The following is a 25,520-nucleotide window of genomic DNA, read 5'->3' on the forward strand; positions in this document are numbered from 1 at the left end:
CCCAATCCCTCCTTCAAGCCACCGGGTATCCGGTGGCTTTTGGGTTGCGGCGCGCCGGAAATCAACCTTCCGCCGAAGTGTAGCCTCCAGACGGAGCAGCTAAGCCACTTGCAGCGGTGCGGTCGTGCCGCCACGCCCCGCGAGCTCCGACTTCAGTGCTCGGCACAGGATGAAGATGCCCTGCTCAAACTCCCGCAGGTTGAAACTCGGAAACACGCAGTCCTGCAATACGGTCCAGGCCGCGCATTGATCGGCCATGAAAGGTGCCTCCGGGTCCACGTAGTTCCCAGAGCTGCCCACCCCGGCGCGCTCACAGAAATCGCGCGCGAGCGAGACCACCGCCGCCAAGCGTGCGTCTTCGCCCGCCGACTCAGGCGCCGCCATCCATCGGATCACGTTGGTAAAACGCACCGACAAACCGAAGCGTTCTGCGAAATGCGCCCCCATTTGCGCGGACGTCGCGTCCAAGAACAGTTTTTCCGTCTCGGCCAGCGCCATCCGGCGCCGTCGCGTGTGCTCCAGGATAACCTGAAACCCGATCGGCTCCAAATGCGCCAGCACCAGCTTCCCGATGTCGTGCAACTCACCCGCCGTGCGCGCCGCGGGTTCCAAGCTGTAAAGCTCGAGTTGCTCGCAGATGTGCTGCGCGACCCGCGCCACCGCGCGCACAAAGATCCAATATTGCGGCCAACTGAAGTTCGGCGGAACCGTCAAAGTCGACTGGTCCAGCGTCACGAGACTGCCGCTCAGCGCCGCGAGTTTCATCTCCCCCAACTGACTCACCGCCGAGCGCGCATCCTCGATGCGTGAGCGCTCGTCATCGACCGGGTGCGACTGATTCACCGAGATCAACATCTGCGCTGAAAGTCCCGGGTCGCGCGCGACCAAGTCCATGAGCGGATTGATGCAGGACGGGTGCCCCGTCGCGGTCATCTTGAACGCCGCCGCCGCGGAGTCGATCACCGGGCAGCCCTTCATGCCCTCGATGCGCCGTTGCAGGTCTTCCCAGGTCGACATCGGACAACGTCCCTCCTCCGGGGCATTCAACCAAACCGCCCGCGCCTTTTCCTCCTCGTGCGCGCCCACTTCGCGCTCATCCATGAAGCCAAGGCACGGGAGATCCGGCTCCAAGCGCAGATCGATGAACCGCGCCGCCCGGACCAATGACTCAAATACCGCGGGACACTTGGCCTCGTGTCCCCGCTTCGCGCAGTCTTGCACCGCGCTGAGCGTTTCGACCACGCCCCAGGCTCCAGCCGCCTCGGCCGCGTCCTTGAGCTCCAGCACTTCCGCCGGCAACTCGAGTCCCTGCTCTCCCGAATATTCCGCCGCCGCCTCCACCCAGTGCCTCAATTTTGGCACCACGGCCTCACACTGGCGGCCAACATCCCGCAACATCTTGTGCAGATCGGTCACCCGGTAGTTCATCATCTGGCAGAACGAACGCTCCTCCTCGAACAAGGCTTCCCGCCACGGATTGGCCACCGCCTTTTCAACCTCCTGAAACACCACCTCCTCGTCGTAGGGTTTCATGAGAAAGTTCTGCACCTTCGCTTCCAGGCAGGTCTTCACGTCGTTGCGACTGGCATTGGTGGTGTAGACCAGCACCGGCAGGCCCATGAACTGGGGGTCAGCGCGCAAACGGCGCAGCAAACCGATCCCCGTTCCATCGGAGAAGCGCAAATCCATGATCACCAGATCGATCCGAAGATGCTCAGCAATGAAGGCCCACGCCGCGGGCTCCGTTTCGACCGCCGCAAACCGGTGGTTGCCGCGTTCGAGCATGCCGCGCATCGCACTGCGCGCGGTTTCGCCGGAGTCAACTAGGAGAATATTGGCCATAGAGGGTCCCTTCGACGCGGTGAACAACGAAGTCCAACATTCCTATCGGCTCACGGCGCGAAGACTGAAACGGCGAAGCACGCCGCCCAAACCAAAACAGCGCCCCTTCAAGGGCGCTGCGGTTTTGGTGATTCGGGCAATCAGATGCCTCAGCTTTCGCTGGTCGGCAAGACGCTCAGCTCGTCCACCACCCGGCGGGCGCCACCTTCATAGGCATTCTCGATCGCCGAGCTCTGCTCCGCAAAGCTGTCGACCGTGCCCGTGAGCGTGGCAGTGCCGTTGTCGACTTCGACCTCGATGTCGCTGCCGTCCACGAACGGGCTCCAAAAGAACTCGCTCTCAATCTCACGCTTGATGCTCCGGTCGCCCAAGTGCGTAGCCGCAATCTGCGGCACATACGGGCTCGGATAAAGCGGCGAGTAGGCCCACAGCGGGTCATAGGCATAGTCGTAGAACGCGTAGGAGCTCGAACGAACGTCCAAGAGGTTTCGCACCTGGTGCACCCCGCGAGCGCGCTGTGCGACGTCCTCCGCCTCAGATTTCTCGAGGAACGAATCAACTTCGCCGGTCAAGGTTGCCACCCCACCTGTCACCGCAACCTCGATCTCTTCGGTTTCGGTGATGCTGTTGCGGGCCAGGGACGCATCAATCTCGCCGGCGACGATGCTGTCCGTCAGACTTTGCGAACTTCGCACCTTCAGCAGGTTGTCGACGCGGCGCACGCCGATCGTATTGCGCGCATCGCGCTCCGCGGCCTGTTTCGCTTTCAAATAGTCAACGACCCCGGTCAGCGTGACCAACCCTTGATTGACCGTCACCGTCGGCTGGAACGAGTAGACCCGGGGATCCACGGCGAACGCCGTAATGATGCTTTCGCGAATGTCTTCGTCGCTTCGCACCGCGGTGGTTTGTCGCATCTCGTCGGATTGCAGCCAGGGTTCGACCGCGAGGGATGCGGTGTCCACCTCGCGCACCCCGTTCGTCCAAGCCAAAGCGCGGGCACGGTTCTTTTGGGCGACACTACCGACCATGCCGGATAGCGCCACTTGGCCGTCTTCGACCTCCACCGAAACCAACTGACCGTGCAGCCAAGCGTCCGTTTCGATGGTGCGTTCGATCTCCTGCGCGATCTCGTAGTCGGAACGCTCCGAAGTGAAGGCGACTTCGATTTCGTTCGTTACTTGGCGGACGCCGCGCACGCCTTTGGCCTCATGGAGGACAAGTTGTTTTTCCTGCCACGAATTGACGGTGCCGGTCAGGTGCACGATGCCGTCGTCGACATCCACGTCGATTTCGAAGGCTTCCGTGGCGGGGTCGAAAATGAGAGCTCGCTCCACGTCTCCGCGGATGGCGCGGTCCGGACGAGACACCGGCTCGACTTCGAGTTGATTGACGACCGCCTCGACGCCGCGCACGCGGCTGGCAATTTTCACCGCCCGGTCATACTCGCGCAGCGTCGCCACGGTGCCGCTTAGGGTCGTCACCCCATCGACGGTGGAGATGTCGATGCGATCGGGAATCACCGCGGAATCATATTGCAGGGCTCGCTCCACCGCGAAGCGAATATCGAGATCCGATTGCGCGGCGTTCTGCGCGGTCAAATTGGGCAGGAGCAGCCAAAAGCTGAGAACCGTGAGAGCCAACCATGCCCAGTTCGTCGGGCCTGGGTCGACCCGCCGGGCGGCGTTCATGTCGTGCTCGTTGAATGCTGTTCGTGTCATGGTGCTTTTTCCTTCCGTTTGAGGATTCACCGACAGGCTGGGTTCACAGTTACCACTCGGGTCGGGATTTGCTCCCGGGCGCCTTCCCGCCAGGGAAGCCTGTCGCCTTGGTTGAACGCCTACACCTTAGCCCCCGGATCGAGAGATGCAAAAATCAGCCTCGATTTTTGCTTCAACAACCGGGAGCGAAGCATCCTTGTCACCGTGCCTCCTCTCCCTCTCACTCGACCCTTTTCCATGAAAACCACCCTCCGCCTTTCACCTGCCATCGTCGTCCTTTCCTCGTCCCTCTTGCTGGGTTTGGTCGCTTGCCAGAAATCAGAACCCGCCACCGAAACCAAACCCGCCATGTCCGAATCCGATTCCGCTGAAGCCGCACCGGCGCCGGCCGCCTCCGACCTCTCCCTTGAAACGATCGACCAGAAAGTTTCCTACTTCGTCGGTCTGCAGATGGGTAGCCAACTCGCCCAAGACGCCTCTCTCGAAGTCGACATGGACAGCCTCGCCGCCGGCATCAGCGATGCCCTCGCCGGCAAGGAATCGCGCGTCAGCCAGGCCGATCTCATGACCGCCCTCCAGGCCAAGCGCGCCGAAGCCCAGGCCGCCTCGCAAGCCAAAGCTCAGGCCAACCTCGAGGCTGGCAAGGCCTTCCTCGCTCAAAACGGTCAACGGCCCGAAGTCACGACCACCGCCTCCGGCCTGCAGTATGAGATCCTCACCGCCGGCACCGGCCCGAAGCCGACCTCCTCCCAGCGAGTCAAGGTGCACTACCATGGCACCCTCATCGACGGCACCGTCTTCGATAGTTCCGTGCAGCGCGGCGAGCCGAGCGAGTTCGGGGTCACCCAAGTGATCAAAGGATGGATCGAGGGACTCCAGCTCATGCCCCAAGGCTCCAAGTGGAAACTCTACATTCCGGCTGACCTCGCTTACGGCAACGTCGACAAGGGCACCATCCCTCCGGGCTCGACTCTCATCTTCGAGGTCGAACTGCTGGAAGTGAAATAAGCCGCCTCCGGATTTAAACGATCAACACGCGGCGCGGACTTGCCCCTCGGCAGTCCGCGCCGCTGCGTATAAAGACCTTCCCATGGACAAACGCACCTTGGGAAACTCCGGTATCGAGGTCAGCCCCATGGGCTTGGGTTGTTGGGCCATCGGCGGCCCGTTCTGGCGGGGAGGGACCCCGGTGGGCTGGGGCGAAGTCGATGACCATGAGTCCATCGCCGCCATTCGCCGGGCGTTGGACCTGGGTATCACCTTCTTCGATACCGCCGACGTTTACGGCACCGGCCACAGCGAGGAGGTCCTCGCGCGGGCGCTGCACGGGCACCGTGACGAGGTGGTCATCGCCACCAAATTTGGCAGCACCTATGAGTCCGCGACCCGTCAGGCGACCGGCCAAAGCGACGACCCGGCCTACGTCCGAGAAGCTTGCGAGGCCTCGTTGCGCCGCCTTCGCGTCGACTGTATCGACCTCTACCAGAACCATTGGAATGACGGTCCACTGGAATCGGCGCCCGAGTTGCAGGAGACGCTGGAAGCCCTGGTCGCCGAGGGAAAAATCCGTGCCTATGGTTGGAGCACCGATTTCCCGGATCGGGCCCAAGCCTGGGTCGGCGGCGACCATTTCGCGTCCGTGCAGCATCAAATGAACATTCTCAGCGACGCGGGCGAGGTCGTGTCGATTTGTGAACAACACCATCTCAGCAGCATCAACCGCGGCCCGCTCGCCATGGGTCTGTTGACCGGCAAATACTCCGCCACCACGGAAGTCACCGGCGCGGACGTGCGCAGCAAGGACAGTCCCGCTTGGATGCAATTCTTCAAAGACGGCCGCGCCAGTCCGGAATGGTTGGCCAAGCTTGCGGCCGTGCGCGAAATTCTCACCAGCGAAGGCCGCACGCTCGCGCAGGGTGCCTTGGCTTGGTTATGGGCTCGCAGTCCGCGAACGCTCCCCATTCCTGGCTTCCGCACCGTTGCGCAAGTGAATGAGAATTGCGGCGCCTTGGCCAAAGGCCCGCTCGCCCCGGCCCAAATGTCAGAGGTCGAGCGACTCCTCGACCGCTGAAGCTCGCCGGCCAGCCGTAACCGCGAGCGTGAGCGACGGAATGCGCCGCGGACACCCGAAGCGCCCTCAGTCCATCGGCGCGTAGGCGCCGGGATAGCTGGGGGCACCGGGTTTGCGGTCAAGCAACTCAGCGATCTCAGCCGGCAAGGACACCCCGGCCTTCCGCCCGGGAAAGTCTGGCATCAGCTCGAAGCGCCCGAGTTCCGCGCCTTTGAACAGTGGTCCCCAATAGTCGCCGAAAGTCTGCGCCGCGCCTTCGAACTGCGGCAGCGCCGCATGCAGCTCCGCGGCGGTGGCGAACTCGACCCGGTATTCGGGCGCGCCTTCCATGGGCGACCAGACAATCAGGGGCTGCGCCGACGGGCCGGCGCGACGCACATAGACGTTGCCATCCATCAGGTTCACGTGGGGCTCGGTGACCCGCCCATCCACATTGCGCTGGGTGAAGCTGGCCAAAGGCCCTTCGAACGTATCGTCGACCGCAATCAGGTTGTTGACCAGCGCGTGGCTGTGGCGCTCCTCCACATCGGGACCCGAGCTCGCGTGCCAACCGAAGTGGTCTCCGCCGGCCGAGCTACGGTCGGAGCGGTTGAAGTCGGCGCGACTGTTGTAAAAAGTATTCTGATACACCTGCACCCCGGAGCTGTTCAGCACCCGCACGCCGGGCGCGCAGTTGACGAACACGTTGCCGGCGCAGATCGCGCCCTTGGAGATTTCAAAGAAGAAACCGTTGGGCGTATTCTCCACCCAGTTGTTGATGAAGATGCCATCCACGTTGCCCACATCATACCAGACGCCGCTGGCGTTGGGGTTGTCGATGATGAGGTTGTCGCGCACCACGCAGTTGTAGGACTGGTTGAAGATCTTGACCGACGAGGCGTAGTAGCCGCCGAGGTTCTCGGATGAATTGGTGCGGGTGACGATGTTGCGTTCGAGGAGCACGTTGGCGGAGTTGATCACATAAATGCCTTCCGTGCCGGTGTCGCTCACCAGGCAATGGCGGATGGTGAGGCCGTCGCCACGAAAATAGCCGGCGACACGGGAGCAGTGGCTGATCGTCAGGTGCTCAAAGGTCGTGCCGACGATTTCCTTGCCGAAGTTTTCCGGCGGCATGTAGGCGCCCGGCTCGGTGCCCTCCACCAGCAGGGCGAGCCGCGCGTATTGCGTGAACGTGAGTCCGCGCAGCGTCGGGCCCTTGCCGTCGTTGGCTTTGCCGTGCGCCATCCGCGTGGTGCGGGTGAGCGCGCTGTTGTGCGCGGTGATTTCGACCAGCTTGTCGGTGGGATCGAGGCCGAGCGTGATGACCGCGTTTTCGTAATCGATGAAGTAGGTATCCTCCGTGACCTCCTCGAGGCTACCGCACGAACCGAGCAGCTTCCCGTCCACAAAAACCATGTCGTTGTTGAACTTGTGGAGCGGCGTATGGCGGATTCCCCACTCGCGTCGCCACCAATCCGCCGGTTCGGCCGGAAACAGTTTTGTCCACGTCGTCTGCCAGCGCCCCTCGCCCGCGGCCTCCCAATCGGTCGCCACCTCCGTGCCTTTGATCACCGGGCGCTCCTCGAGGTAGGGTTGAATGGTGATGCCTTGGCTGAGGCGCAGGCTGCCGGTGCGGTAGACGCCCCCGCGCATGACGATGGTATCGTCTGTGACCGCGCGGGCGATGGCCGCCGCAAACGTGGTCGGCGCGGCAAGACTCGTCCCGGCGGCAGCCGCATCCCCGTCTGGTGCGACATACCACACCGTGCCGGAAGTCGGCGCCTCATAACGCTGCTGAATCGGACCATAGGGACCACCCGACGGCTGCGCGTGAACGGCGACACCGGCGAGGCAGGAGGCAAAGAGGCTGACGAGGAGGCGGAAAGACAGGGTGTTTAACATGGCAGCGGTTGGAGCGTTGGCCGGCGGATTCGCCGAAGCAACATCGCGTAAGCATTCCACTTGCGCAGGCCGGCACCACCCCGGGCTGTGGTTGCCGTTCAACGGCTAACTGAACACGCCGTCGGAACCCGTTGACCAGCCGCCGGCAGTGGTGACTCTTGCCCATATGACGCATCGTCTTCGCTTCCTCAGCTGCCTCACCATTTTGACCGCCACCGCCCTGGGGGCGATCGCCTCACCATCCGAGGTTGGGCGTGCGGCCGCACTCTTGGTTTTTGGCCAGGCGTCGCAAACCGAGGCGCCCGCTGACTCGATGGCCGACGCCCTCACGGCCGCTCAGGACCAACTGAGCCACAATGCCGAGTTGGTCGCGGCCACCGCCGCCAAGGCGAAGTGGGATGCGTTCGGCGGCGCCGCCGTCGCCGCGCCGGCTTCGAGCGCCCCAACCTATGCCGCCCAAGTCGCGGACCACGTGGCATGGTTATCGAAGAACCCGAAAGCCTACGCCAAGGTCCTGCAGCAGGCCTACCGTTTCGTGATCAATCGCGACGTCTACGAGGAAGAGATTGCCTACTGGCACGAGCAGCCCGCCACCCTCTCCTACGTCATGATCGTCGCCTGCGTCGAAGACTGGGCTCGCCGCAACCAGCCCGGCCTCATGGTCACCGCGGGTAAACCGACCGTTTCAATCAACTGCGAGTTTCTCGCCACGGCCCGCCTTTCCCCCGCCGATGCCGCAACCGCCCGCGAATTCCTCGGCCTCGACGACGCGACTTCAGCGGATGAACGCGTGATCGCCCCCAGCGCCGCCAAGCTGCGGTCCGGCGGCGGCATCCATTTCGTCGCCGCCGGCGCCGAATAAAACACCTCCCCAACGCAACGGGGCCGGATTCCTACGCCCGCGCCTCAGCGCCAATCCGTCATCGCCCGCGCGAAGACCTCCGGATTTGGCTCGAGGGACCGCGCACCCCTGCAGTCCGCCCTTGGGCCGATGTATTCCATCGGAAAATCAGGTTCGCCCATTGCCTGAGCACGGGGCGATGGCGCGTCCCTGGCAATGCCGGGGCGCCGGCCAGCACTGCGCAGCCAACACTTGCGCGCCGCCTCCACTCGGCGCACTTTGCCGTCGCATGCCACTCATCCCGCTCGAAGACAATTTTGACGACGTCATCAACAAGACCCAACGCGGTCTCAAGATTTCCGATGAAGAACTCGCTGCTCGCGCCGAGGTGAGCACGGAAGATCTCGCCAAGGTCAAAGCGGGCGAACCGCTCATCGCCGTCGTGCGCCGAGTTGCCCGTCACCTGCGCCTCAATCCCAACGCGTTGGAGGCCCACGCCCGCCGCACTTGGTATCCCGAAATCCCGGTTTTTCCGCGCGGATTCGCGGCCTTCAACACCCCGTTCGAAGACATGACCGTCAACAGCTACCTCATCTGGGATCCGCGCACCAAGGAAGCCGCCGCCTTCGATACCGGCGCGTCGGCCGATGGCATGGTCGACGTCATCACCTGCGACAAGCTGCGGTTGAAATACATCTTCATCACCCACAACCACACCGACCATATCGCCGACCTTGAACGCCTCGCCGCCGCCGCGCCGGACGCCGAGATCTGGTCCCATCGCGACGCGCCGGTCGCCCACGACCGGGCGCAATCCTTTGAGGAGGGCGTGCACTTTCATATCGGCGAGCTCGACATCAAGACCGTGCTCACGCCCGGTCACGCCCCCGGCCAGACCACCTTCTTCGTCACCGGCCTGAGCTGGCCGCTCGCCGTGGTCGGCGATTCCCTCTTCGCCTCCTCGGTCGGCGGCAGCCCCACCCACTTCGCCGAGCAACTGCGCAACGACCGGGAGAAGATCTTCACCCTGCCCCGCGACACCGTGCTCGCGCCCGGCCACGGACCGATCACCACGCTTGCGCAGGAAAAAAAGCACAACCCGGTCTTCGCTCACTGAGCCCCCCATCACCCGTTCTCCCTCTCGTTCTCTCATCATGTCACAGAAAATTGGATTCGTTGGCGTTGGGCGCATGGGCGCCAACATGGCTCGTCGCCTCAAGGATTGCGGCCATTCGATCAGCGCCGTCTTCGACCCCGCCGCGGGACTGGCCGCGGAGTTGGCCAGTGAGCTCTCGGCGGCGCACGCCACCTCGCTCTCCGCGGTGACCGCCGCGTCCGACATCATCATCACCGTCGTCACCGACGACGCCGCGCAGCTTGAGGTCTTCGCCAACGAAGGCGACACCCTGCTACGCGAATCGAACGGCAAGATCTTCATCAACTGCGCCACCCTCACGCCCGCCACGCACGTTGAGGTTGAAAAACGCGCCCAGCGCGCCGGCGCCCGGTCGCTCGAAGCCTGCATGGCCTCGTCCATCCCACAGGCCCGCCAAGGCACCCTTTATCTCATGTGCGGCGGCGAGCGCCCCTTGTTCGACGAGGTAAAGCCCTTGCTGAACGACCTCAGCACCGATCTGCGCTACATCGGTCCCGCCGGTTCCGCCGCCCAGGTAAAGGCCCTCGTCAACATGGTGATGAACATCAACACCGCCGCCCTCGCCGAAGGTCTTGGCCTGGGGCAGGCCCTCGGCCTCGACCTCGACATGCTGCGCGAGGTCTTTGCCCAAACCGGCGCCAATTCGCAGGTGCTCAAGACCGACGGCGAGGACATGCAAAACCGCGACCATGACTGCTACTTCTCCGCCGCCCACGCCGCCAAGGACAGCACGATCGCGTGGGTTCTCGGCTGCGAACAAGGTCTCTCCCTTCCCCTCGCCGCAGCCACCAAACTTCAATTCGACCGCCTCACCGCGATCGGCCTGGGGCATCAGGACAAGTCCGCCGTCGCTGAACTCACCTTCAAGGGCCGCCACGCCTGAGGCGGCGTTGGGCCCGTTTAGGTAAAGCGACTGTGAATCGACCGCAGGTCATTGGGCCCGATGAGTTTGAGTTAGACTCCCTACCTCCACCAAACCAACCTTCGCCAAATGGGTGCCCTCTTTAGACGCAAGACCGCGATGATTCTCGCGCTGGCGTTCAGCCTCGCAGCGACCCTCATCGTGCTGGCGTTCGATGAAGGTCTGCGCGAGCGCCTGGGCACCACCTACTGGCTGCTCGGCCTCGCGGTCATCGGGTCCATCCTGCTCGTGCTTTCCGGATACGTTTGGGACCGCACGCTCATGGAGCGGCTCCGGGAAATCAACCGCGCCGCCGGCGAACAAGCCAAGGCCGCCTCGGCGGTCGAGCCTGAAGCCGCCTCCGGCACTTTGCTGGACGACGAGGACTTCCCCCAGGAGCAGGACGAAATCATCGGCCTCGCCCGCCAGATCGAACGCATGGCGCAAAGCCTGCAAAAAGTGGAAGCCAGCTACCGCGGCATCGTCGAAGACCAGGTGGACCTGATCTGTCGCTACAAACCCGACGGCACCCTCACCTTCGTCAACGCGGCCTACGCCAAATATTTTGGCAAAACCCGCAGTGCGCTTCGCGGGCAAAGTTTCCCACTCATCGAACTCGGTTACCCGAAGCGGGACTTTCAGGGCAACCTGCCCGACAAGGCCAGCTTCGAGGTCGACCTCGAGGACGCCCAAGGCGAGACCGGCAGCTTTCTTTGGACCCATCGCGCCATCAAATCACAACGCGGCGATCTGCTGGAATTCCAAGCCGTCGGTCACGACATCGGCGCCCGCAAAGCCGCCGAAGCTGCGCTCGTGCAAGCCAAGGAAGCCGCCGAATCCGCCGACCGCGCGAAGAGCGAATTCCTTGCCGTGGTGAGCCACGAAATCCGCACGCCGATCAACGCTGTCATCGGCTTCGCCAAACTGCTGCGCGAAACCGAACTCACCCCCGACCAGGTCGAATATATTACCAACATCCACCAAAGCGGGGTGACCTTGGAGACCCTCATCGCCGACATCCTCGACGTTTCCCGTCTGGAAGCCGGGCAGATCGAGGTGAAGCAGACCCCCTTCGCGCTGCGCGATTGCATGCAGGAGATCGGCGACCACTTCGGGCCGACCGCCCGCGACGCCGGTCTGGATTACACGGTCAAGATCGACCCCAGCGTGCCGGTGATCGTCAATGGCGACCAAGCCCGCCTGCGCCAGGTGCTGATGAACGTGGTCGGCAACGCGTTTAAGTTCACCGAACGCGGGGCAATCACGGTCAACGTTTCCTGTGCCCGCGGCGAATCGGTGCCTCACTCCGACCTGCGCCAGCTACGCCTTTTTGTCGCGGTCAGCGACACCGGCATCGGTATCCCGGACGAGCGCGTGAAGGACCTCTTCAAACCCTTCAGCCAGTTGGACTCCTCCAGCACCCGCCGGCGCGGTGGCACCGGCCTGGGGCTCGTCATTTCCAAGCGCCTCTGCGAGCTCATGGGTGGCGCGATCTCGGTCGAGAGCCAACCCGGCCGCGGCTCAACCTTCCGTTTCAGCTTCGCCCTCACCTACCAAAAAGGCGACTCGCAGCCCCCCCTGCCGACCTCCGACACCTCCCCGTCATTCACGCCCTCGCCCTCGTCGGCTTGAGGCGCAAGGACCGTGGCCCTGCGGGAAATCGTTTTCCGGACTTGCACGCCCCCCGGATTGTTTGCAACGTCCGCCTCTCCCTGACTACGGCGCGGTAGCCAAGTGGTAAGGCCGAGCTCTGCAAAAGCTCTATGCGGCGGTTCGATTCCGCCCCGCGCCTCCAGAATTTCGCCCACCGATTTACCCCGGTGGGCGTTTTGTTTATGGCCCACGCCGCTCGCTCCGACGTCGGGCGGACTCGAACCGCCTGCCGCTGCGCGGCCCCATTCGATGTCATACCATCGCCTACCGCCGATAGACCGCCCCGCGCCTCCAGAATTTCGCCCACCGATTTACCCCGGTGGGCGTTTTGTTTATGGCCCACGCCGCTCGCTCCGACGTCGAGCGGACTCGAACCGCCTGCCGCTGCGCGGCCGCATTCGATGTCATACCATCGCCTACCGCCGATAGACCGCCCCGCGCCTCCAACTTTTACGCCCATCGAAATATTTCGGTGGGCGTTTCAGCATCCGCGGCCTCTGGAATAAGTTTTTCGTGTATTTCGTGAGGTTCGTGGTTTCACTGCCGCCTCCGATGCCCACCACGCTTTTCACCATCGCCAACCAAAAGGGCGGCGTCGGCAAGACCACCACCGCCGTCAATCTCGCGGCAGGTCTCGCCGAGCGCAAAGTCCACACCCTCCTCATCGACCTCGACCCGCAGGCCAACGCCACCAGCGCACTTGGCATCGAGAAACAGGAGGGCCGCTCGCTCTACGGGCCGCTCAACGGCGAAGGCAGCGTGTTCGAGATGATCACGCCGACCGACTACCAGCACCTCGCGCTCATTCCCAGTGAGGAGGATCTCGCCGCCGCCGAGGTCGAGCTCGCGCAATCCGAAAACTACCTCGGCCGCCTCAAGGCCCTGCTCGGCCCGCTCAAGGCCAGCAACGGCTACCGCGCCATCATCATCGATTGCCCGCCGTCAATGGGCATGCTCTCGATGAACAGTCTCGCCGCCGCCGACCAGTTGCTCATCGCGTTGCAATCGGAATACATGGCCCTCGAAGGCCTCGGCCAGATCCTGCGCAACGTCGAACGCATTCGCGAGGCCGGCCTCAACAGCGACCTGAATCTCGGCGGAGTCGTCATGACCATGTATGACGGCCGCACCAACCTCGCCAAACAGGTCGTCGAGGAGGTGCGCACGCACCTGCCGGACAAGGTATTCAACACCTTGATACCTCGATCCATTCGTCTCAGCGAGGCCCCCAGCTTCGGCAAACCCATCTTTGCCTACGACAACGCGTCGGCTGGCGCCATCGCCTACCGCGAACTCGCCGCCGAGGTGATCGAGCGGTTCAACCTGACCAGCCGTTGATTCCCGCGGCTCCCAGTCCCTAGCGCCCAGCCCCCCGCCCTCGTGCGCCTGCTCGTCGCCAAATATCGGCACGTCTTCAACGTCGGCCTCCAGAGCGGCATCGTCTATCGGTGGAACTTCGGCATGCGCGCCACCTTCTCGTTGGTGCACCTTGCCTTTGTCTTCATCCTGTGGAGCGCGGCCTTTCGCGGACAGGACACCATCGGTGGATTCGACCTCGACCAGACGCTGACCTATTTCATTTCGCTACTGGTCCTGCAGTTCTTCATCGGCGCCTTCAACGAGGACTACCAGATCAGCGAGGAAATTCGCAACGGGCTGATCAACCAGTTCCTGCTGAAGCCCATCAACTACTTCGCCTACCGCTTCACGCTGTTTCTGGCCGCGCGCCTGGTGTCGGGCCTGCTCGCGCTCGTTCCCGTCATCCTCGCACTGCCCCTGCTGGGGGAACATCTCACCTTCCCCGACGAAAGCTGGCGCCTGATCCTCGGTATCCCCGCCGCCTTCATGGCGGCCTTCATCCAGTTCTGCATCGCCTACATCTTCGGGCTGCTGACCTTCTGGTTCCTCGAGATCCAGTCCTTCGTGATTCTCTCCCTCGCGGTGGAAACCGTGCTCGGAGGCCAGATTTTCCCGCTCGACTTGCTGCCCGCCACCATCTTCCGCATCTCGCAGTTCCTGCCCTATTACTACCAGATGTATTTCCCCGCGGCGATTTTCACCGGCCGCCTCGATCAGGCCACCGCCATGGAGGGCCTCGCCATCCAAGCCGTCTGGGTGGTGCTCCTCGTGGCCTTCGCCCAATTCCTTTGGCGCCGCGGCCTCCGCCGCCACACCGCCGTCGGCGGCTGAAATCGTTTTCGATTTTCGAACTGAAATTTCTTCAACCACGAATGGACACGAAAAGGCCTCACTACCGTTCGGCTCAGCACCGCGCTTTCGACTACGCGTCTCTACCTGTTTCAGTGCGTAGGCGGTAGCCGAAGCCATTCGTGTCCATTCGTGGTTAAAAAACAAATCCTTCCCTTGCTGCACTACCTTCGACTCTGGTTGGCCTCGGCCCGATACTCGATCGTGAGATCGATGATGTTTCGCGGGGACTTCATCATGTGGTCCCTGGTCGAGCTGCTCTGGATGGCGGTCAACATTGCCGCCATTGCGGTCATCTACGAGCACACCGACTCCATCGCCGGCTGGAGCAAATACGAGATGCTGCTGCTCATCGGCACCACCATGCTGATCCAGCGCCTGCTGATGGGCTTCTTTTGGAGCAACCTCTTCGAGATGGGCCGCAACATTCGCACCGGCCACTTCGACTTCTTTTTGGCCCAGCCCGGCAACCTGCTGTTCATGGTCTCCACTCGCAAACTGGACCTCGACGGCCTGCTCAACGTCCTCGTCGCGCTCGCGGTGGTCATCTACTCGGCCCAGCAACTGGCCCTCAGCCCGTCCATCGGCGCCATCCTGGCCTACGTCGTTTTCGTCGCCTGCGGCCTGGCCATCAGCTACGCTATCCTGCTTTGCGCGATGTCGATCAGCTTCTGGACCATCGGCAGTCAGGGCATGGAGGGTGCCTACTTCAGTTTCATGGAATTCGCCCGCCTGCCGCGTGAAGCCTTCAGTGGCGCGGCGAATGTCATCTTTGTTTGGATACTGCCGGCTGTCGTGCTGAGCAACGCCCCGGCCCGCACCCTCATCCATGGCTGGGAGCCGACCTACGCGCTGTGGCTTGTTGCAGCCACGGCGATTTGGCTGTTCCTGGCCGTGACGATCTTCCAGCGCGGCCTCCGGCGCTATTCGAGCGCTTCCTCGTAAACGCACGTTCGCCTTTACGCCGCGGGGCATTCCGTGTGCGCTGGCCGTCCGACAGCGCCATGCCTTCCGCCACCGAAACCCTGCAGGACAACATCGGCTACCGGTTCAACGATCCGGACAAGCTGCGTCTGGCCGTGACCCACCCATCCTGGTTGCAGGACCATCCGGAGGAGACCGAGAGCAACCAGCGGCTGGAATTCCTCGGCGACGCCGTGCTGCAGCTCGCCCTCACCGAGGCGCTCTTCGACCTTTATCCGGAGGAACGCGAAGGGGCTCTCAGCAAACGTCGCGCGGCCCTCACCAAAGGCCACTACCTCGCCCGGCTCGCCCGGGAGATCGATCTCGCGCCCGCTCTGCGTCTCGCCGCCAGCGAAGAACAAACCGGCGGCCGCGAACGCCCCGCCGCGTTGGAGGATGCCTTCGAGGCCCTCATCGGCGCCATCTACGCCGACAGTGATTTTCCCACCGTGCGCGCCATCGTGTTCCGGCTCTACGGCGACATTGCTCAACGGCTGAAGTCGGTCATCCATCACGAAAACCCGAAGGGACAGCTGCAGGAGAAAGTGCAACCCACACTTGGCAACAGCGCCATTCGCTACGAGGTCAGTCACATCGCCGGCGAAGACCACGCCCGCGAATACGAGGCCCGCGTCTACCTGCGCGGCGAGCATCTCGGCACCGGTCGCGGCACGTCCAAAAAGACCGCCGAGGAAAAAGCCGCCCGCGAGGCGCTTGCGTCGGACACCATCCGCGCGCTGGGCGAGTCCTGACTCCGGGTTGCCAGCGCGACCCGATTGCCTCTCGTTTTCGCATGAGCCCGTCTCCCACCCGCTTCCAACACACCGGCGTCTGCCCGCCGGCGCGTGGAGCCGTGTTGGCGCACGAAATTCAATCGAGCGACGCGCCGGTTTGGCTGGTCGTCGCGCCAACCCTGAAATTGGCCGAACAACTCGCGGAAGACGTGACCTTCTTCGCCTCCACCAGCCAGCACCCGCGCCAGCCCGAAGTGCTGGTGCTGCCGGAGTCGATGCCCACCGACGGCGACATGCGCGAGGCCTTCGCCGCCTCGGCCGATCGCACCACGGTGTTGTCGAAACTTCGCGCCACGCGCTCCGCGCAAAAACTCAGCTCCGCCCGGCACGGACCGCTGGTGGTGTTCTCTTTTCCCTCCGCGCTGGTCCAGCCGGTGCCGGCGTTGGAAAAATTCGCGGCGGCCGAACTTGAGCTCAAGCCAGGCTCCACCTGGACCTATCAAGCGCTGCTCGAGAAGCTGCACGAACTCGACTACGACTCCGAACCGCTGTGCGAGTCGCCCGGTCACTACGCGGTGCGCGGTGGCCTTATCGACGTCTACCCCATCACCGCCAACGAACCCTACCGCCTCGATTTTTTCGGCGACGAGTTGGAAGAGATCCGGGCCTTTGATCCCGTCACCCAGCGCTCCGGCCTCACCATGCCGTCGATCACGTTGAGCGCATCGCCTCGCCTGAAATTTGAGGCCGCGAAGACCGGCCTGAGCGACTACCTTTCGTCGGGCACCCACACCGTTTTCCTTGAGCCGCCGGACCTCGAAAGCGCTTTCAGCCAACTGGCCGCCGACGACTCGAACCGGGTCGACCCGATCGTCCGCGCCATCCTGCAGCGCTCCCAGCGCCTCATCGCGATGCAGGACCTCGACATCGCGTCATTCTGGTTCGAACCCGGCGCCGCCGAGGAGTGCACCTGGGATACTGAAAGCCTTGTCCACCATCGCCGCTACCCGAGCGACGGACTGGTCGCGCAGGAACGGCTGCACGCTGAAGCGGAGGCACGTTACGAATTTCTGCAGCGCCTGATCGCATGGCAGCGCGAGGGTTTCGCGATCCACATCGTCACGCCCAAGGCCGGTGAAGAACAACGCACGCAGGAGATTCTCGCCGAAGAATCCGGCCTCGCCGCCCTCAAACCGACCTTTGCCCGCGGCGACCTCAACGAGGGCTTTCGCCTCACCTTCCGCGAGGACACCCGCCTCGCATGGCGCGGTTGGAGTGCCAAAACCCGCGGCGTCGTGGTCGTTTCCGAGACGGAGATCTTCGGCCGCCAACGCCCCCGCCGCCCCGCCCCGAGCAAACGCGCCCTCGTCCAACGCGCGCAGATCGACCAGCTGCTGGATTTTGCCGACCTTGTCGAAGGCGACTTTGTCGTCCACCTCCAGCACGGCATCGCCCACTACCGCGGCCTCACCAAAATCGAGACGCGCGACGGCGTGCGCGAGGTCATCTCACTCGAGTTTGATGAGAGCGTCACCCTGCACGTGCCACTGCAGGAGTCGCACCTCATCAGCCGCTACGTCGGTCTCAGCAAAACCAAACCCCAGCTCGGCCGCATCGGCACGCAGCGCTGGGAAAAGGCCCGCAAAGCCGCCGAGCGTTCCACCATCGACCTCGCCGCCGAACTCCTGCGCCTGCAGGCCGTGCGCGACGCCGAACCCGGCTTTGCCCACCCGCCCGACACCGAGTGGCAGCACGAGTTTGAAGGCTCATTTCCTTACACCGAAACGGCCGACCAACTGAAGGCGATCAACGAAACCAAAGCCGACCTCGAACGTGGTCGGCCGATGGATCGACTGATTTGCGGCGACGTGGGCTTCGGCAAGACCGAGGTCGCCATCCGCGCCGCCTTCAAGGCCGTGCAAGGTGGCAAGCAGGTCGCCTTGCTCATCCCGACCACGGTGCTCGCGCAGCAGCACCTCAATACCTTTCGCGAACGCATGGCCGGCTACCCGATCGCGATCGAGATGGTCAGCCGTTTCCGCACCCGCAAGGAGCAGACCTCGATCCTCGCCGCCACGGCCGCCGGCCAGGTTGACATCCTCATCGGGACGCACCGCCTGCTGCAGAAGGACGTTCAGTTCAAGGAGCTCGGTCTCGTCATCATCGACGAAGAGCAACGCTTCGGCGTGAAGCACAAGGAACGTTTCAAGGCCATGCGCGCCTCCATCGACGTGTTGTCCATGAGCGCGACACCGATCCCGCGCACCCTCTACATGGCGCTCACCGGCGCGCGCGACATGAGCGTCATCGAAACCGCGCCAACCAACCGCCACCCCATCCAGACCATCGTCAAAACCTACGACGACAAACTGGTGGTCGATGCGGTGCGCCGCGAGGTCGCCCGCGGCGGGCAGGTCTTTTATCTGCACAACCGCGTGCAAACGATCGAGATCGTGGCCGCCCACCTCGCCGAGCTCATGCCCGAGATCAAAATCGGTGTGGGCCACGGCCAGATGGACGAAAAAACGCTCGAGAAGCGCATGACCGACTTCGTCGCCGGCGACTACCAGATGCTCGTCTGCACGACCATCATCGAGAGCGGCCTCGATATCCCCAACTGCAACACGATCATCATCGAGGGCGCGGACCGTTTCGGACTGTCGCAACTCTATCAGCTCCGCGGCCGCGTGGGGCGTTTCAAACATCAGGCCTACGCCTACCTCCTGCTCCACCGCCACACCCGCTTGGTCGAGATTGCGCGCGAGCGCCTCAACGCCATGCGCACGCACAACCAACTCGGCGCCGGCTTCCGCATCGCGATGCGCGACCTCGAACTGCGCGGCGCCGGCAACCTCCTCGGCTCCGAACAGAGCGGTCACATCGTCGGCGTCGGTTTCGAACTCTACTGTCAACTGCTGCGCCAGTCCGTCGCCCGCCTGAAGGGCGAAAAACAGGCCACCGCCATCCGCGCCTCGGTGAAACTCGACTTCGTCTTCGTCGGCGACGGCAGCCCTGGCACCGACAAAGCCGGCCGCCATCAGGACGGTTACACCACCCTGCGCGACGCCGAGCACGCCGCCAGCGGAGCCGTCGCCGTTGCACCGATTCAAGCCCGGCTGCCCGCCGGTTACATCGCCGAGACCCGGCTGCGGATCGATTTCTACCGCCGTCTGGCCATGGCGGGCTCCTTGAACGAACTCAAACAACTCGGCACCGACCTGAAGGATCGTTTCGGCAAATACGGCGACGAAGTGCGCGCCCTCTTGGCAGTCACGGAGATACGAATCCGCGCGGAACAAAAGGGCATCCTCTCGGTCGAGACCGATAGCACCAAATTGAAGTGCTTGCGGGCAAGTGGGCAACGGGACGACTGGGTCATGCATGGCACCCGGTTTCCGAGGTTGACCGCCCCCAAGCCCCTTCTACGGTTACGCGAAATATCCACTTTCCTCGACAATCTGCCGAATCCATGACGCATATCCCCGCCTCCCGAAACCGATTCGGCCTCTTCGCCCTCATCGGTGTTCTGGCCCTCGGTAACACGCTTTCCGCCCAGCAAATTCAGAACCCCGGCGCCGTCGACGACGGCCTCAACCTGCGCTTCGCCAACGGCATCGCCGCCGTGGCCGAGGGGGAGATCATCACCGTCGATGACATCCGTCGCGAAATCGCGCCGATGATCCCGGAGCTGCAGCGGACCTCGAAGACCGAGCAGGAATTTAACCGCCGGCTCGAAGCCCTGCAGGACGACACCATCCAAGCGCTCGTCGACCGCGTGCTGATCGTGAAGGACTTCTACAGTGACGAAAAGCGCCGTATCCCGGCGAGCTTCGTCGACAACGCCGTCGATGAAAACATCATCAACGAGTTCGAAGGCGACCGCTCCAAGTTTCTCGCCTACCTCCGCGCCCGGGGTCTCACCCTCCGGGAATACCGCCAAGAGGTCGAGGAGGACATCATCTACCGCTACATGAGCGGCCAGAAACGCAAATCGGCCACGGTCGTGTCGCCGGTGAAGGTCCAGCAGTTCTACGAGGAGAACAAAGAAGAGTTCTACCAAGAAGACGCCGTGCACCTGCGCCTCATCCAATTCAGCCGCAAGGACGGTCGCACCGACAGTGACCTGCTCACCCTCGCCGCCCGCGTGCAAGCCCGCCTCGACGTCGGCCACGATTTTGAGGAAATCGCCAAAGAAGTGTCCGAGGATTCCCGTCGTTCCAAAGGCGGTGACTGGGGCTGGCTCAACCGCTCCGGCCTCAAGCCGGAATTCAGCGACCCGCTGTTCGAACTCGAGGAAGGTCAGGCCACCAATCCGATCCTCCTGCCCGAGGGCTGCTTCATCCTTTACGCCGAGGAGCGCAAATACGCCGGCATCCAGCCCATCGACGAGGTGCGCGAGCAGATCGAACGCATTCTGGTTTCCCGGGAATCCCGCCGCGCGCAGGAGCAGTGGCTCGAACGCCTCCGCCGCAGCAGCTACGTGAAGCTCTACTGAGCCGAATCGAGCACAACGCAGTTTCCCAACGCCGCCCCGACCGGGCGGCGTTTTTTGTGCCCCCGTCTACCGGCAACAGTTCGCCGAGGCGGTCTCAGCTCCCCGGCACCGACAGCGACTGGCCGTTGTCCTTGCGGCCGAGCTGCAGGATAAACGGGGCCGCGACCTTCACCCATTCGTCTGCAGTGGGATACGAATCGGCGTCGCCGCCCCAGCAGGTGCGCAGCATGTCGGTGGCGATCACACCCGGGCTCAGCGGAATCGCCGCGAGCGGATCCGGCAGTTCCTGCGCCAGCGCCTGGGTGAGGCCTTCGATGGCGTATTTGGAAGCACAATACGGTGCGACTTCCGGCGAAGTGCTGCGGCCCCAGCCCGAGGAAAGGTTCACAACCACGCCCTTCCCCGCCGCGATCATCTCGGGCAGGAAGGCGCGGATGACGTTGAAGGTGCCGGTGACATTGACCTCCATGAGCTTCGCGAACTCAGCCGACGGCACCTCCCACAGGGGCGCGGGCCGGTTGATGATGGCCGCGTTGTTGATGATCAGATCCACCGCACCGTGCGACGCGGAGACGGTCTCGTGCCAAACGTCCACTTTGCTCGCTTGGGAAACATCCACGATATCGAAACGATTCGGGGCCGGCGCGGCAAAGCGCAGGTCGAGGATCTTCTCCGGATCGCGACCGCACCCGATGACCGTGTGCCCTTCCGCCATGTAAGTGTCGGCGAGGACACGACCCAAACCTTTGGATACGCCGGTAATGAGAATCTTCATAAGTTGACCACGTTTCGAGCGGAGCGACAGGCCCGTCAACACACGAAAAACACGAAAGCCAGACGACGCGGTCCCACTTTCGTGTTTTTCGTGTGTTTCGTGGGTCCCTTCAGTCTCCTACCGGCTCTGCAGACTGAACTTGTTCAGACCGGTCTTGCGGCAGGCGTCCATCAGGAAGGCGACCGTCTTCAGCGGCGTGGATTCATCGGCCGCGATGAGCACGGGGATGTCGCGGTCGACATCGCGCACTTGTTTGAGCAGGTCCTCGATTTCCGCTTCGGTCACGATCTCGCCGTTGAAGGTCATGAGGCCCTCTTCGTTCACCCCGATGGTGACCGTGCCCTTGAACTCGTTCTTACCCGCGGTCTCCACTTTGGGCAACGTGATGTTCAGGGTCGACGCGGAGCGAAACTGCATCGTGACGAACGCGAAGAAGATGAGCATGACCAACACGTCGATGAGCGGGAGCAGGTTCATCTCCGGCTTTTTGCGCCGGCGTTGGTAAAGTCCGCTCATGGCCTCAGTCGTGCTTGCTCGCGGACTCGCCGGGCAGGATGCGCTCGAGAATCACATCGAGCTGCGCGGCGTAATTCTCGACCTTGCGCTGCAACCAACCGCCGCCCACCAGCGCCGGAATCGCAATCGAGAGACCGATCAGGGTCGCCGAGAGCGCGAGCGCGACGCCGCTGGAGAAGGCCACCGGGTCAGGCAGGCCGGTGTCGTTGGTCAGCGAAGAAAACACGCGCAGCAGCGACCACACCGTGCCCGTCAGGCCGAGCAAGGGCGCCGCCGCGTAGATGATGTCGAGATAAGGCAGGCCGCGCTCCATGCGATTGAGCTCGAGACGGGCGAAGGCTTTCACGGCGTCGTTGTCGTCCTGATGCCGTTCGGCGAATTCCATGATCCGGGACAGAACCGACTCCCGATCACCGGCATAAGTCTTGCCGTCCACAATCGCCTCAACGAGGTCGTCGGGCATCACCGCATCGCGCCGCAGCGCATAGGCGCGCTCGCAAATGATGTAGACCATGACCAGCGAGCAGAGCCCGAGCGGGTAGATCAGAATATCGGCACCTTTGAAAACGTCGATGAGCGCAAGAATCATGGGAAGCGGCGTCGTTAGAGACGCGGACAAAACAAAAAAGGTTCAGGAAAAGTTCCTGAACCTTTCGAGAGCGTCAAGGTGCGCAAAGCGCGATGCCGATCAAGTCGCCATGTAAGGCAGCCCGGCGGCGAGCTCCTTCACCTGCGGCACGCCTTCGTGCAATTCGGCGATCGCATCCCAACGGCCGTTGAGGAGCGCGTCGCGCGCGGTGTCGCGGATCTGCGCCGGAATGCTGTCATTGCCAAAACGAACCACCTGGGCATCGACATCGATCGTGACCTCGACCGACGGATCCGCCTGCACGGCGGCGGCGACCTTGGCGATGTCGGCGCGGGCCGCCGTCGCACAGGGAATGCCGAGCGTGGTGCAGTTGCCGAAGAAGATCTCGGCGAAGTTCTCGGCCACGATGCCACGGAATCCATACTTCTGAATCGCCTGGGGCGCATGCTCGCGGGAGGAACCGCAGCCAAAATTCGCACCGGAGAGCAGCACGGTGGCCTCCTTGAAACGCGGGTCGTTGAGTGGGTGCGGCTTGTCGTTGCCGTCGGCGTCCTTGCGGACGTCGTAGAAGAGATACTCACCGAGACCATCAAAAGTGACGCACTTCATGAAGCGGGCCGGGATGATGCGGTCGGTGTCGATGTCATTGCCGGGCACGTGAACGGCGCGACCGGTGACGGAGGAAATTTTTTCGAGAGCCATTGCAGGAAAGAGGAGTGCCCACGAAACACACTAAATCACACGAAAGCGGGGTTTTCTTTGGTGCCCTTTCGTGTGTTTCGTGGGCTCAAATTACATGTCTTAGACGGTGGCCAGGGCGCCGACTTCGAACACTTCGCGAGCGTCGGCAACTTCGCCGGTCACCGCGGCGGCGGCGACCATGAGCGGGCTCATGAGAATCGTGCGTCCCGTCGGCGAACCTTGGCGGCCTTTAAAATTGCGGTTGGAAGAGGAAGCGCAGAGCTGATCGCCGACGAGTTTGTCGGGATTCATCGCCAGGCACATCGAGCAACCTGCGCCGCGCCATTCGAAACCGGCGGCGGAGAAGATCTTGTCGAGGCCGAGCTGCTCGCACTGCGCCGCGACGATCTGCGAGCCCGGCACCGCAATGGCTTTGACGCCGGCGGCGACGTGACGGCCTTCGAGATATTTGGCGACTTCCTGAAAATCGGAAAGACGGCCGTTGGTGCAGGAACCAACGAAGGCGACGTCGATCTTGGTGCCCTTGATCGGCGCGCCGGGTTCGAGCTTCATGTATTGCAGCGCTTCCTCGATCGAGCTGCGCTCATCGGCGCTCGCGGCAGTTTCCGGATCGGGAATGTTTTGCTCGATGGAGATGCCCTGCCCCGGATTGATGCCCCAGGTGACCGTCGGTGCGATATCGGCGGCATCGATGACCACGACGTCGTCGTAGGTGCAGCCGGGGTCGGAGGCAAAGCCCTTCCAGCGTTCCACCGCGGCATCCCAATCGGCGCCGGACGGGGCGTAAGGGCGGCCCTTGAGATACTCGAAAGTGGTCTCGTCAGGATTCACGTAACCCACGCGGGCGCCGCCCTCGATGGACATGTTACAGACGGTCATGCGCTGCTCCATGGTGAAGCCGTCAAACACGGTGCCGGCGTATTCGTAGGCGTAACCGGTGCCCCCGTTCACGCCCAGCTTGGCGATGATGTGCAGGATCACGTCCTTGGCGTAAACGCCGGGGCGCAGCTCGCCATTCACTTCGATGCGGCGCACCTTGAGTTTACCGAGCGCCATGGTTTGCGTGGCCAGCACGTCGCGGATCTGCGTCGTGCCGATACCAAAGGCGATCGCGCCGAACGCGCCGTGCGTTGAGGTGTGGGAGTCACCGCAGGCGATCGTCGTGCCGGGCTGGGTGATCCCTTGCTCAGGTCCCACGATGTGGACGATGCCCTGCTTGCCCGTGCCACGGTCGAAGAAGGTGACGTTGTTCTCCGCGCAGTTCTTGCGGAGCTCATCCATCATCGCCTGCGCCAAAGGATCGGCGTAGGGCTCAACGAGCTGGTCGGTCGGGACGATGTGGTCGACGGTCGCAAACGTGCGCGTCGGCATCAACACCGGCATGTTCAGATCTCGCAGCATGCCAAAAGCCTGCGGCGAGGTCACCTCGTGGATGAGATGGGTGCCAATGAGGAGCTGGGTCTGACCGTTGGCCAGGGTCCGCACCGCGTGGGCATTCCATACTTTTTCAAACAAAGACAGGGCCATGAGAGGGCGATAAAGGATCAAGTTTCGAAAAGAAAAACCGCGAGGGTCGCAATCTGGGGCTAAGAAATCAAAGAAACTCTTCGCTGAACCACGACCCCCGCGGTCACACAACTACTTGAACCGGGAACATCGTATCAGGCGGAAGAATGATTCGGAAATACTTGCTGTGAGTTTATTGATGCCTACGCGGCATCACATTGAATGAATGATATTTATTTGGGTAGCGATACCGGCGGTTTGCAGCCCGCAAAGACCGCAAACCTAAACCATTGATAATAAACGGACGATGCGACGAAACCGCATTCGTTCAGCCACCGCACTTGCGCTTCGGCGGGAGCACACCGGTCTGCCTCCATCCGTTGAGCAGCAGCCTTGATTTCCGCTGAACCACTTCCCAGTTCACGGGCTTTTTCAAGGTGCATTACCTCAAACACTTTTTCTCCGCAGGCCTCCGGGTGAGCGACTTGCTCGGCATTGATGAACAGGCCACCGGGAGCCAACTGAGCGAATATTCGGCGGTAGAGTTTCCGCTTATCGTCGTCCTCCAGATGATGAATCGCCAACGCAGACATGATCACATCAAACGACTCCGCCGGCAGCTCCGCGCGCAGATCAGCGCACCTCACCTGCGGCGATTGGCCGATCAAACGCCGCTCTGCAACCGCGAGCATCTCGCGCGAGCCGTCAATCAGGGTCAGCGACGCCACTTCAACGCGGGCAACCAGTTCCGCCGACAAGAGCCCGGTGCCCGCCCCCAGGTCCAAAACGCGCGGACGAGTCGGCGCGAGCCGGCGAACCAAGTCAACTGGGGTGCCGTAGAACGCGTCGTAGCACGGCACCAGCCGCCGACGGGGCGCGTCGTAGGTGGCGGCGTTCCAATTTTCGGGCTGCATGAGCCTTACCATATCAATTCTTGCGATGACTGAGAAATACTCGTTCGGTCCG

Annotated in this window: 21 protein-coding genes and 1 tRNA gene; 13 read left to right on the forward strand and 9 right to left on the reverse strand. The window is 62.9% G+C overall.

Translation table 11 applies throughout. The annotated features are described in order from the left end of the window. Positions 1-99: 99 nt before the first annotated feature. Together AC0MRV_RS16550 and AC0MRV_RS16555 are read right to left on the reverse strand one after the other, a co-directional pair. Positions 100-1,842 carry an HDOD domain-containing protein gene (locus AC0MRV_RS16550; RefSeq protein ID WP_472765610.1) on the reverse strand — a complete coding sequence of 581 codons (1,743 nt, stop codon included), beginning with the start codon at positions 1,840-1,842 and terminating at the stop codon, positions 100-102. Between the two features lie 149 nt (positions 1,843-1,991). Next, a complete protein-coding gene (locus AC0MRV_RS16555) occupies positions 1,992-3,563 on the reverse strand; it encodes a BON domain-containing protein (RefSeq protein ID WP_472765611.1) in 1,572 nt (523 codons plus the stop codon). Positions 3,564-3,800: 237 nt separating this feature from the next. Here AC0MRV_RS16555 and AC0MRV_RS16560 point away from each other — a divergent pair, with 237 nt between their 5' ends. Both AC0MRV_RS16560 and AC0MRV_RS16565 read left to right on the forward strand, forming a co-directional pair. Next, a complete protein-coding gene (locus AC0MRV_RS16560; protein WP_472765612.1) occupies positions 3,801-4,571 on the forward strand; it encodes an FKBP-type peptidyl-prolyl cis-trans isomerase in 771 nt (256 codons plus the stop codon). Between the two features lie 82 nt (positions 4,572-4,653). Beyond that, positions 4,654-5,634: an aldo/keto reductase gene (locus tag AC0MRV_RS16565; protein ID WP_472765613.1), complete on the forward strand. Its 981-nt coding sequence runs from the start codon at positions 4,654-4,656 to the stop codon at positions 5,632-5,634. Positions 5,635-5,700: 66 nt separating this feature from the next. Here AC0MRV_RS16565 and AC0MRV_RS16570 read toward each other — a convergent pair whose 3' ends face one another. Then, complete coding sequence (locus AC0MRV_RS16570; RefSeq protein ID WP_472765614.1) at positions 5,701-7,515, reverse strand: right-handed parallel beta-helix repeat-containing protein; 1,815 nt, start codon at positions 7,513-7,515, stop codon at positions 5,701-5,703. Positions 7,516-7,681: 166 nt separating this feature from the next. On the opposite strand from AC0MRV_RS16570, the gene AC0MRV_RS16575 reads away from it, so the two are divergent. From AC0MRV_RS16575 to AC0MRV_RS16625, 11 genes are all read left to right on the forward strand, one after another. Continuing rightward, positions 7,682-8,377 (forward strand): hypothetical protein, encoded by a 696-nt coding sequence (locus AC0MRV_RS16575; RefSeq protein ID WP_472765615.1) that lies wholly within the window; start codon positions 7,682-7,684, stop codon positions 8,375-8,377. 268 nt (positions 8,378-8,645) lie between these two features. Then, positions 8,646-9,473 (forward strand): MBL fold metallo-hydrolase, encoded by an 828-nt coding sequence (locus AC0MRV_RS16580; RefSeq protein WP_472765616.1) that lies wholly within the window; start codon positions 8,646-8,648, stop codon positions 9,471-9,473. Positions 9,474-9,510: 37 nt separating this feature from the next. Beyond that, complete coding sequence (locus AC0MRV_RS16585) at positions 9,511-10,395, forward strand: NAD(P)-dependent oxidoreductase (RefSeq protein WP_472765617.1); 885 nt, start codon at positions 9,511-9,513, stop codon at positions 10,393-10,395. A gap of 108 nt (positions 10,396-10,503) precedes the next feature. Further along, positions 10,504-12,045 carry a PAS domain-containing protein gene (locus AC0MRV_RS16590; protein ID WP_472765618.1) on the forward strand — a complete coding sequence of 514 codons (1,542 nt, stop codon included), beginning with the start codon at positions 10,504-10,506 and terminating at the stop codon, positions 12,043-12,045. An 88-nt stretch (positions 12,046-12,133) separates the two neighbouring features. Then, positions 12,134-12,208, forward strand: a tRNA-Cys gene (locus tag AC0MRV_RS16595). A gap of 410 nt (positions 12,209-12,618) precedes the next feature. Beyond that, positions 12,619-13,404: a ParA family protein gene (locus AC0MRV_RS16600; protein ID WP_472765619.1), complete on the forward strand. Its 786-nt coding sequence runs from the start codon at positions 12,619-12,621 to the stop codon at positions 13,402-13,404. Positions 13,405-13,446: 42 nt separating this feature from the next. Next, entirely contained in the window at positions 13,447-14,256 is an 810-nt protein-coding gene (locus AC0MRV_RS16605; protein WP_472765620.1) for an ABC transporter permease, read from the forward strand. Positions 14,257-14,406: 150 nt separating this feature from the next. Beyond that, positions 14,407-15,219 (forward strand): ABC transporter permease, encoded by an 813-nt coding sequence (locus AC0MRV_RS16610; RefSeq protein WP_472765621.1) that lies wholly within the window; start codon positions 14,407-14,409, stop codon positions 15,217-15,219. Between the two features lie 59 nt (positions 15,220-15,278). Next, positions 15,279-15,989: a ribonuclease III gene (gene rnc, locus AC0MRV_RS16615; protein ID WP_472765622.1), complete on the forward strand. Its 711-nt coding sequence runs from the start codon at positions 15,279-15,281 to the stop codon at positions 15,987-15,989. A 41-nt stretch (positions 15,990-16,030) separates the two neighbouring features. After that, positions 16,031-19,444 (forward strand): transcription-repair coupling factor, encoded by a 3,414-nt coding sequence (gene mfd, locus AC0MRV_RS16620; RefSeq protein WP_472765623.1) that lies wholly within the window; start codon positions 16,031-16,033, stop codon positions 19,442-19,444. Continuing rightward, complete coding sequence (locus tag AC0MRV_RS16625) at positions 19,441-20,466, forward strand: peptidylprolyl isomerase (RefSeq protein ID WP_472765624.1); 1,026 nt, start codon at positions 19,441-19,443, stop codon at positions 20,464-20,466. Before mfd ends, AC0MRV_RS16625 begins: the two co-directional genes overlap by 4 nt. A 94-nt stretch (positions 20,467-20,560) precedes the next feature. Here the strand turns inward: AC0MRV_RS16625 and AC0MRV_RS16630 are convergent, their stop codons facing one another. The 6 genes from AC0MRV_RS16630 to AC0MRV_RS16655 all read right to left on the reverse strand — a co-directional run bounded on the left by AC0MRV_RS16630 (position 20,561) and on the right by AC0MRV_RS16655 (position 25,468). Beyond that, the gene (locus AC0MRV_RS16630; RefSeq protein WP_472765625.1) at positions 20,561-21,241 is read right to left on the reverse strand and encodes an SDR family oxidoreductase; all 681 of its coding nucleotides are present in this window, start codon (positions 21,239-21,241) and stop codon (positions 20,561-20,563) included. 117 nt (positions 21,242-21,358) lie between these two features. Next, positions 21,359-21,757 carry an ExbD/TolR family protein gene (locus AC0MRV_RS16635; RefSeq protein WP_472765626.1) on the reverse strand — a complete coding sequence of 133 codons (399 nt, stop codon included), beginning with the start codon at positions 21,755-21,757 and terminating at the stop codon, positions 21,359-21,361. Positions 21,758-21,761: 4 nt separating this feature from the next. Further along, complete coding sequence (locus tag AC0MRV_RS16640; RefSeq protein WP_472765627.1) at positions 21,762-22,346, reverse strand: MotA/TolQ/ExbB proton channel family protein; 585 nt, start codon at positions 22,344-22,346, stop codon at positions 21,762-21,764. A gap of 99 nt (positions 22,347-22,445) precedes the next feature. Further along, entirely contained in the window at positions 22,446-23,048 is a 603-nt protein-coding gene (gene leuD / locus AC0MRV_RS16645; RefSeq protein ID WP_472765628.1) for a 3-isopropylmalate dehydratase small subunit, read from the reverse strand. A gap of 99 nt (positions 23,049-23,147) precedes the next feature. Next, complete coding sequence (leuC, locus tag AC0MRV_RS16650) at positions 23,148-24,575, reverse strand: 3-isopropylmalate dehydratase large subunit (protein WP_472765629.1); 1,428 nt, start codon at positions 24,573-24,575, stop codon at positions 23,148-23,150. Positions 24,576-24,787: 212 nt separating this feature from the next. Then, positions 24,788-25,468 carry a class I SAM-dependent methyltransferase gene (locus tag AC0MRV_RS16655; protein WP_472765630.1) on the reverse strand — a complete coding sequence of 227 codons (681 nt, stop codon included), beginning with the start codon at positions 25,466-25,468 and terminating at the stop codon, positions 24,788-24,790. Between the last annotated feature and the right edge of the window lie 52 nt (positions 25,469-25,520).

The organism is Actomonas spartinae, from assembly GCF_051209155.1.
Lineage (GTDB): Bacteria > Verrucomicrobiota > Verrucomicrobiia > Opitutales > Opitutaceae > Actomonas.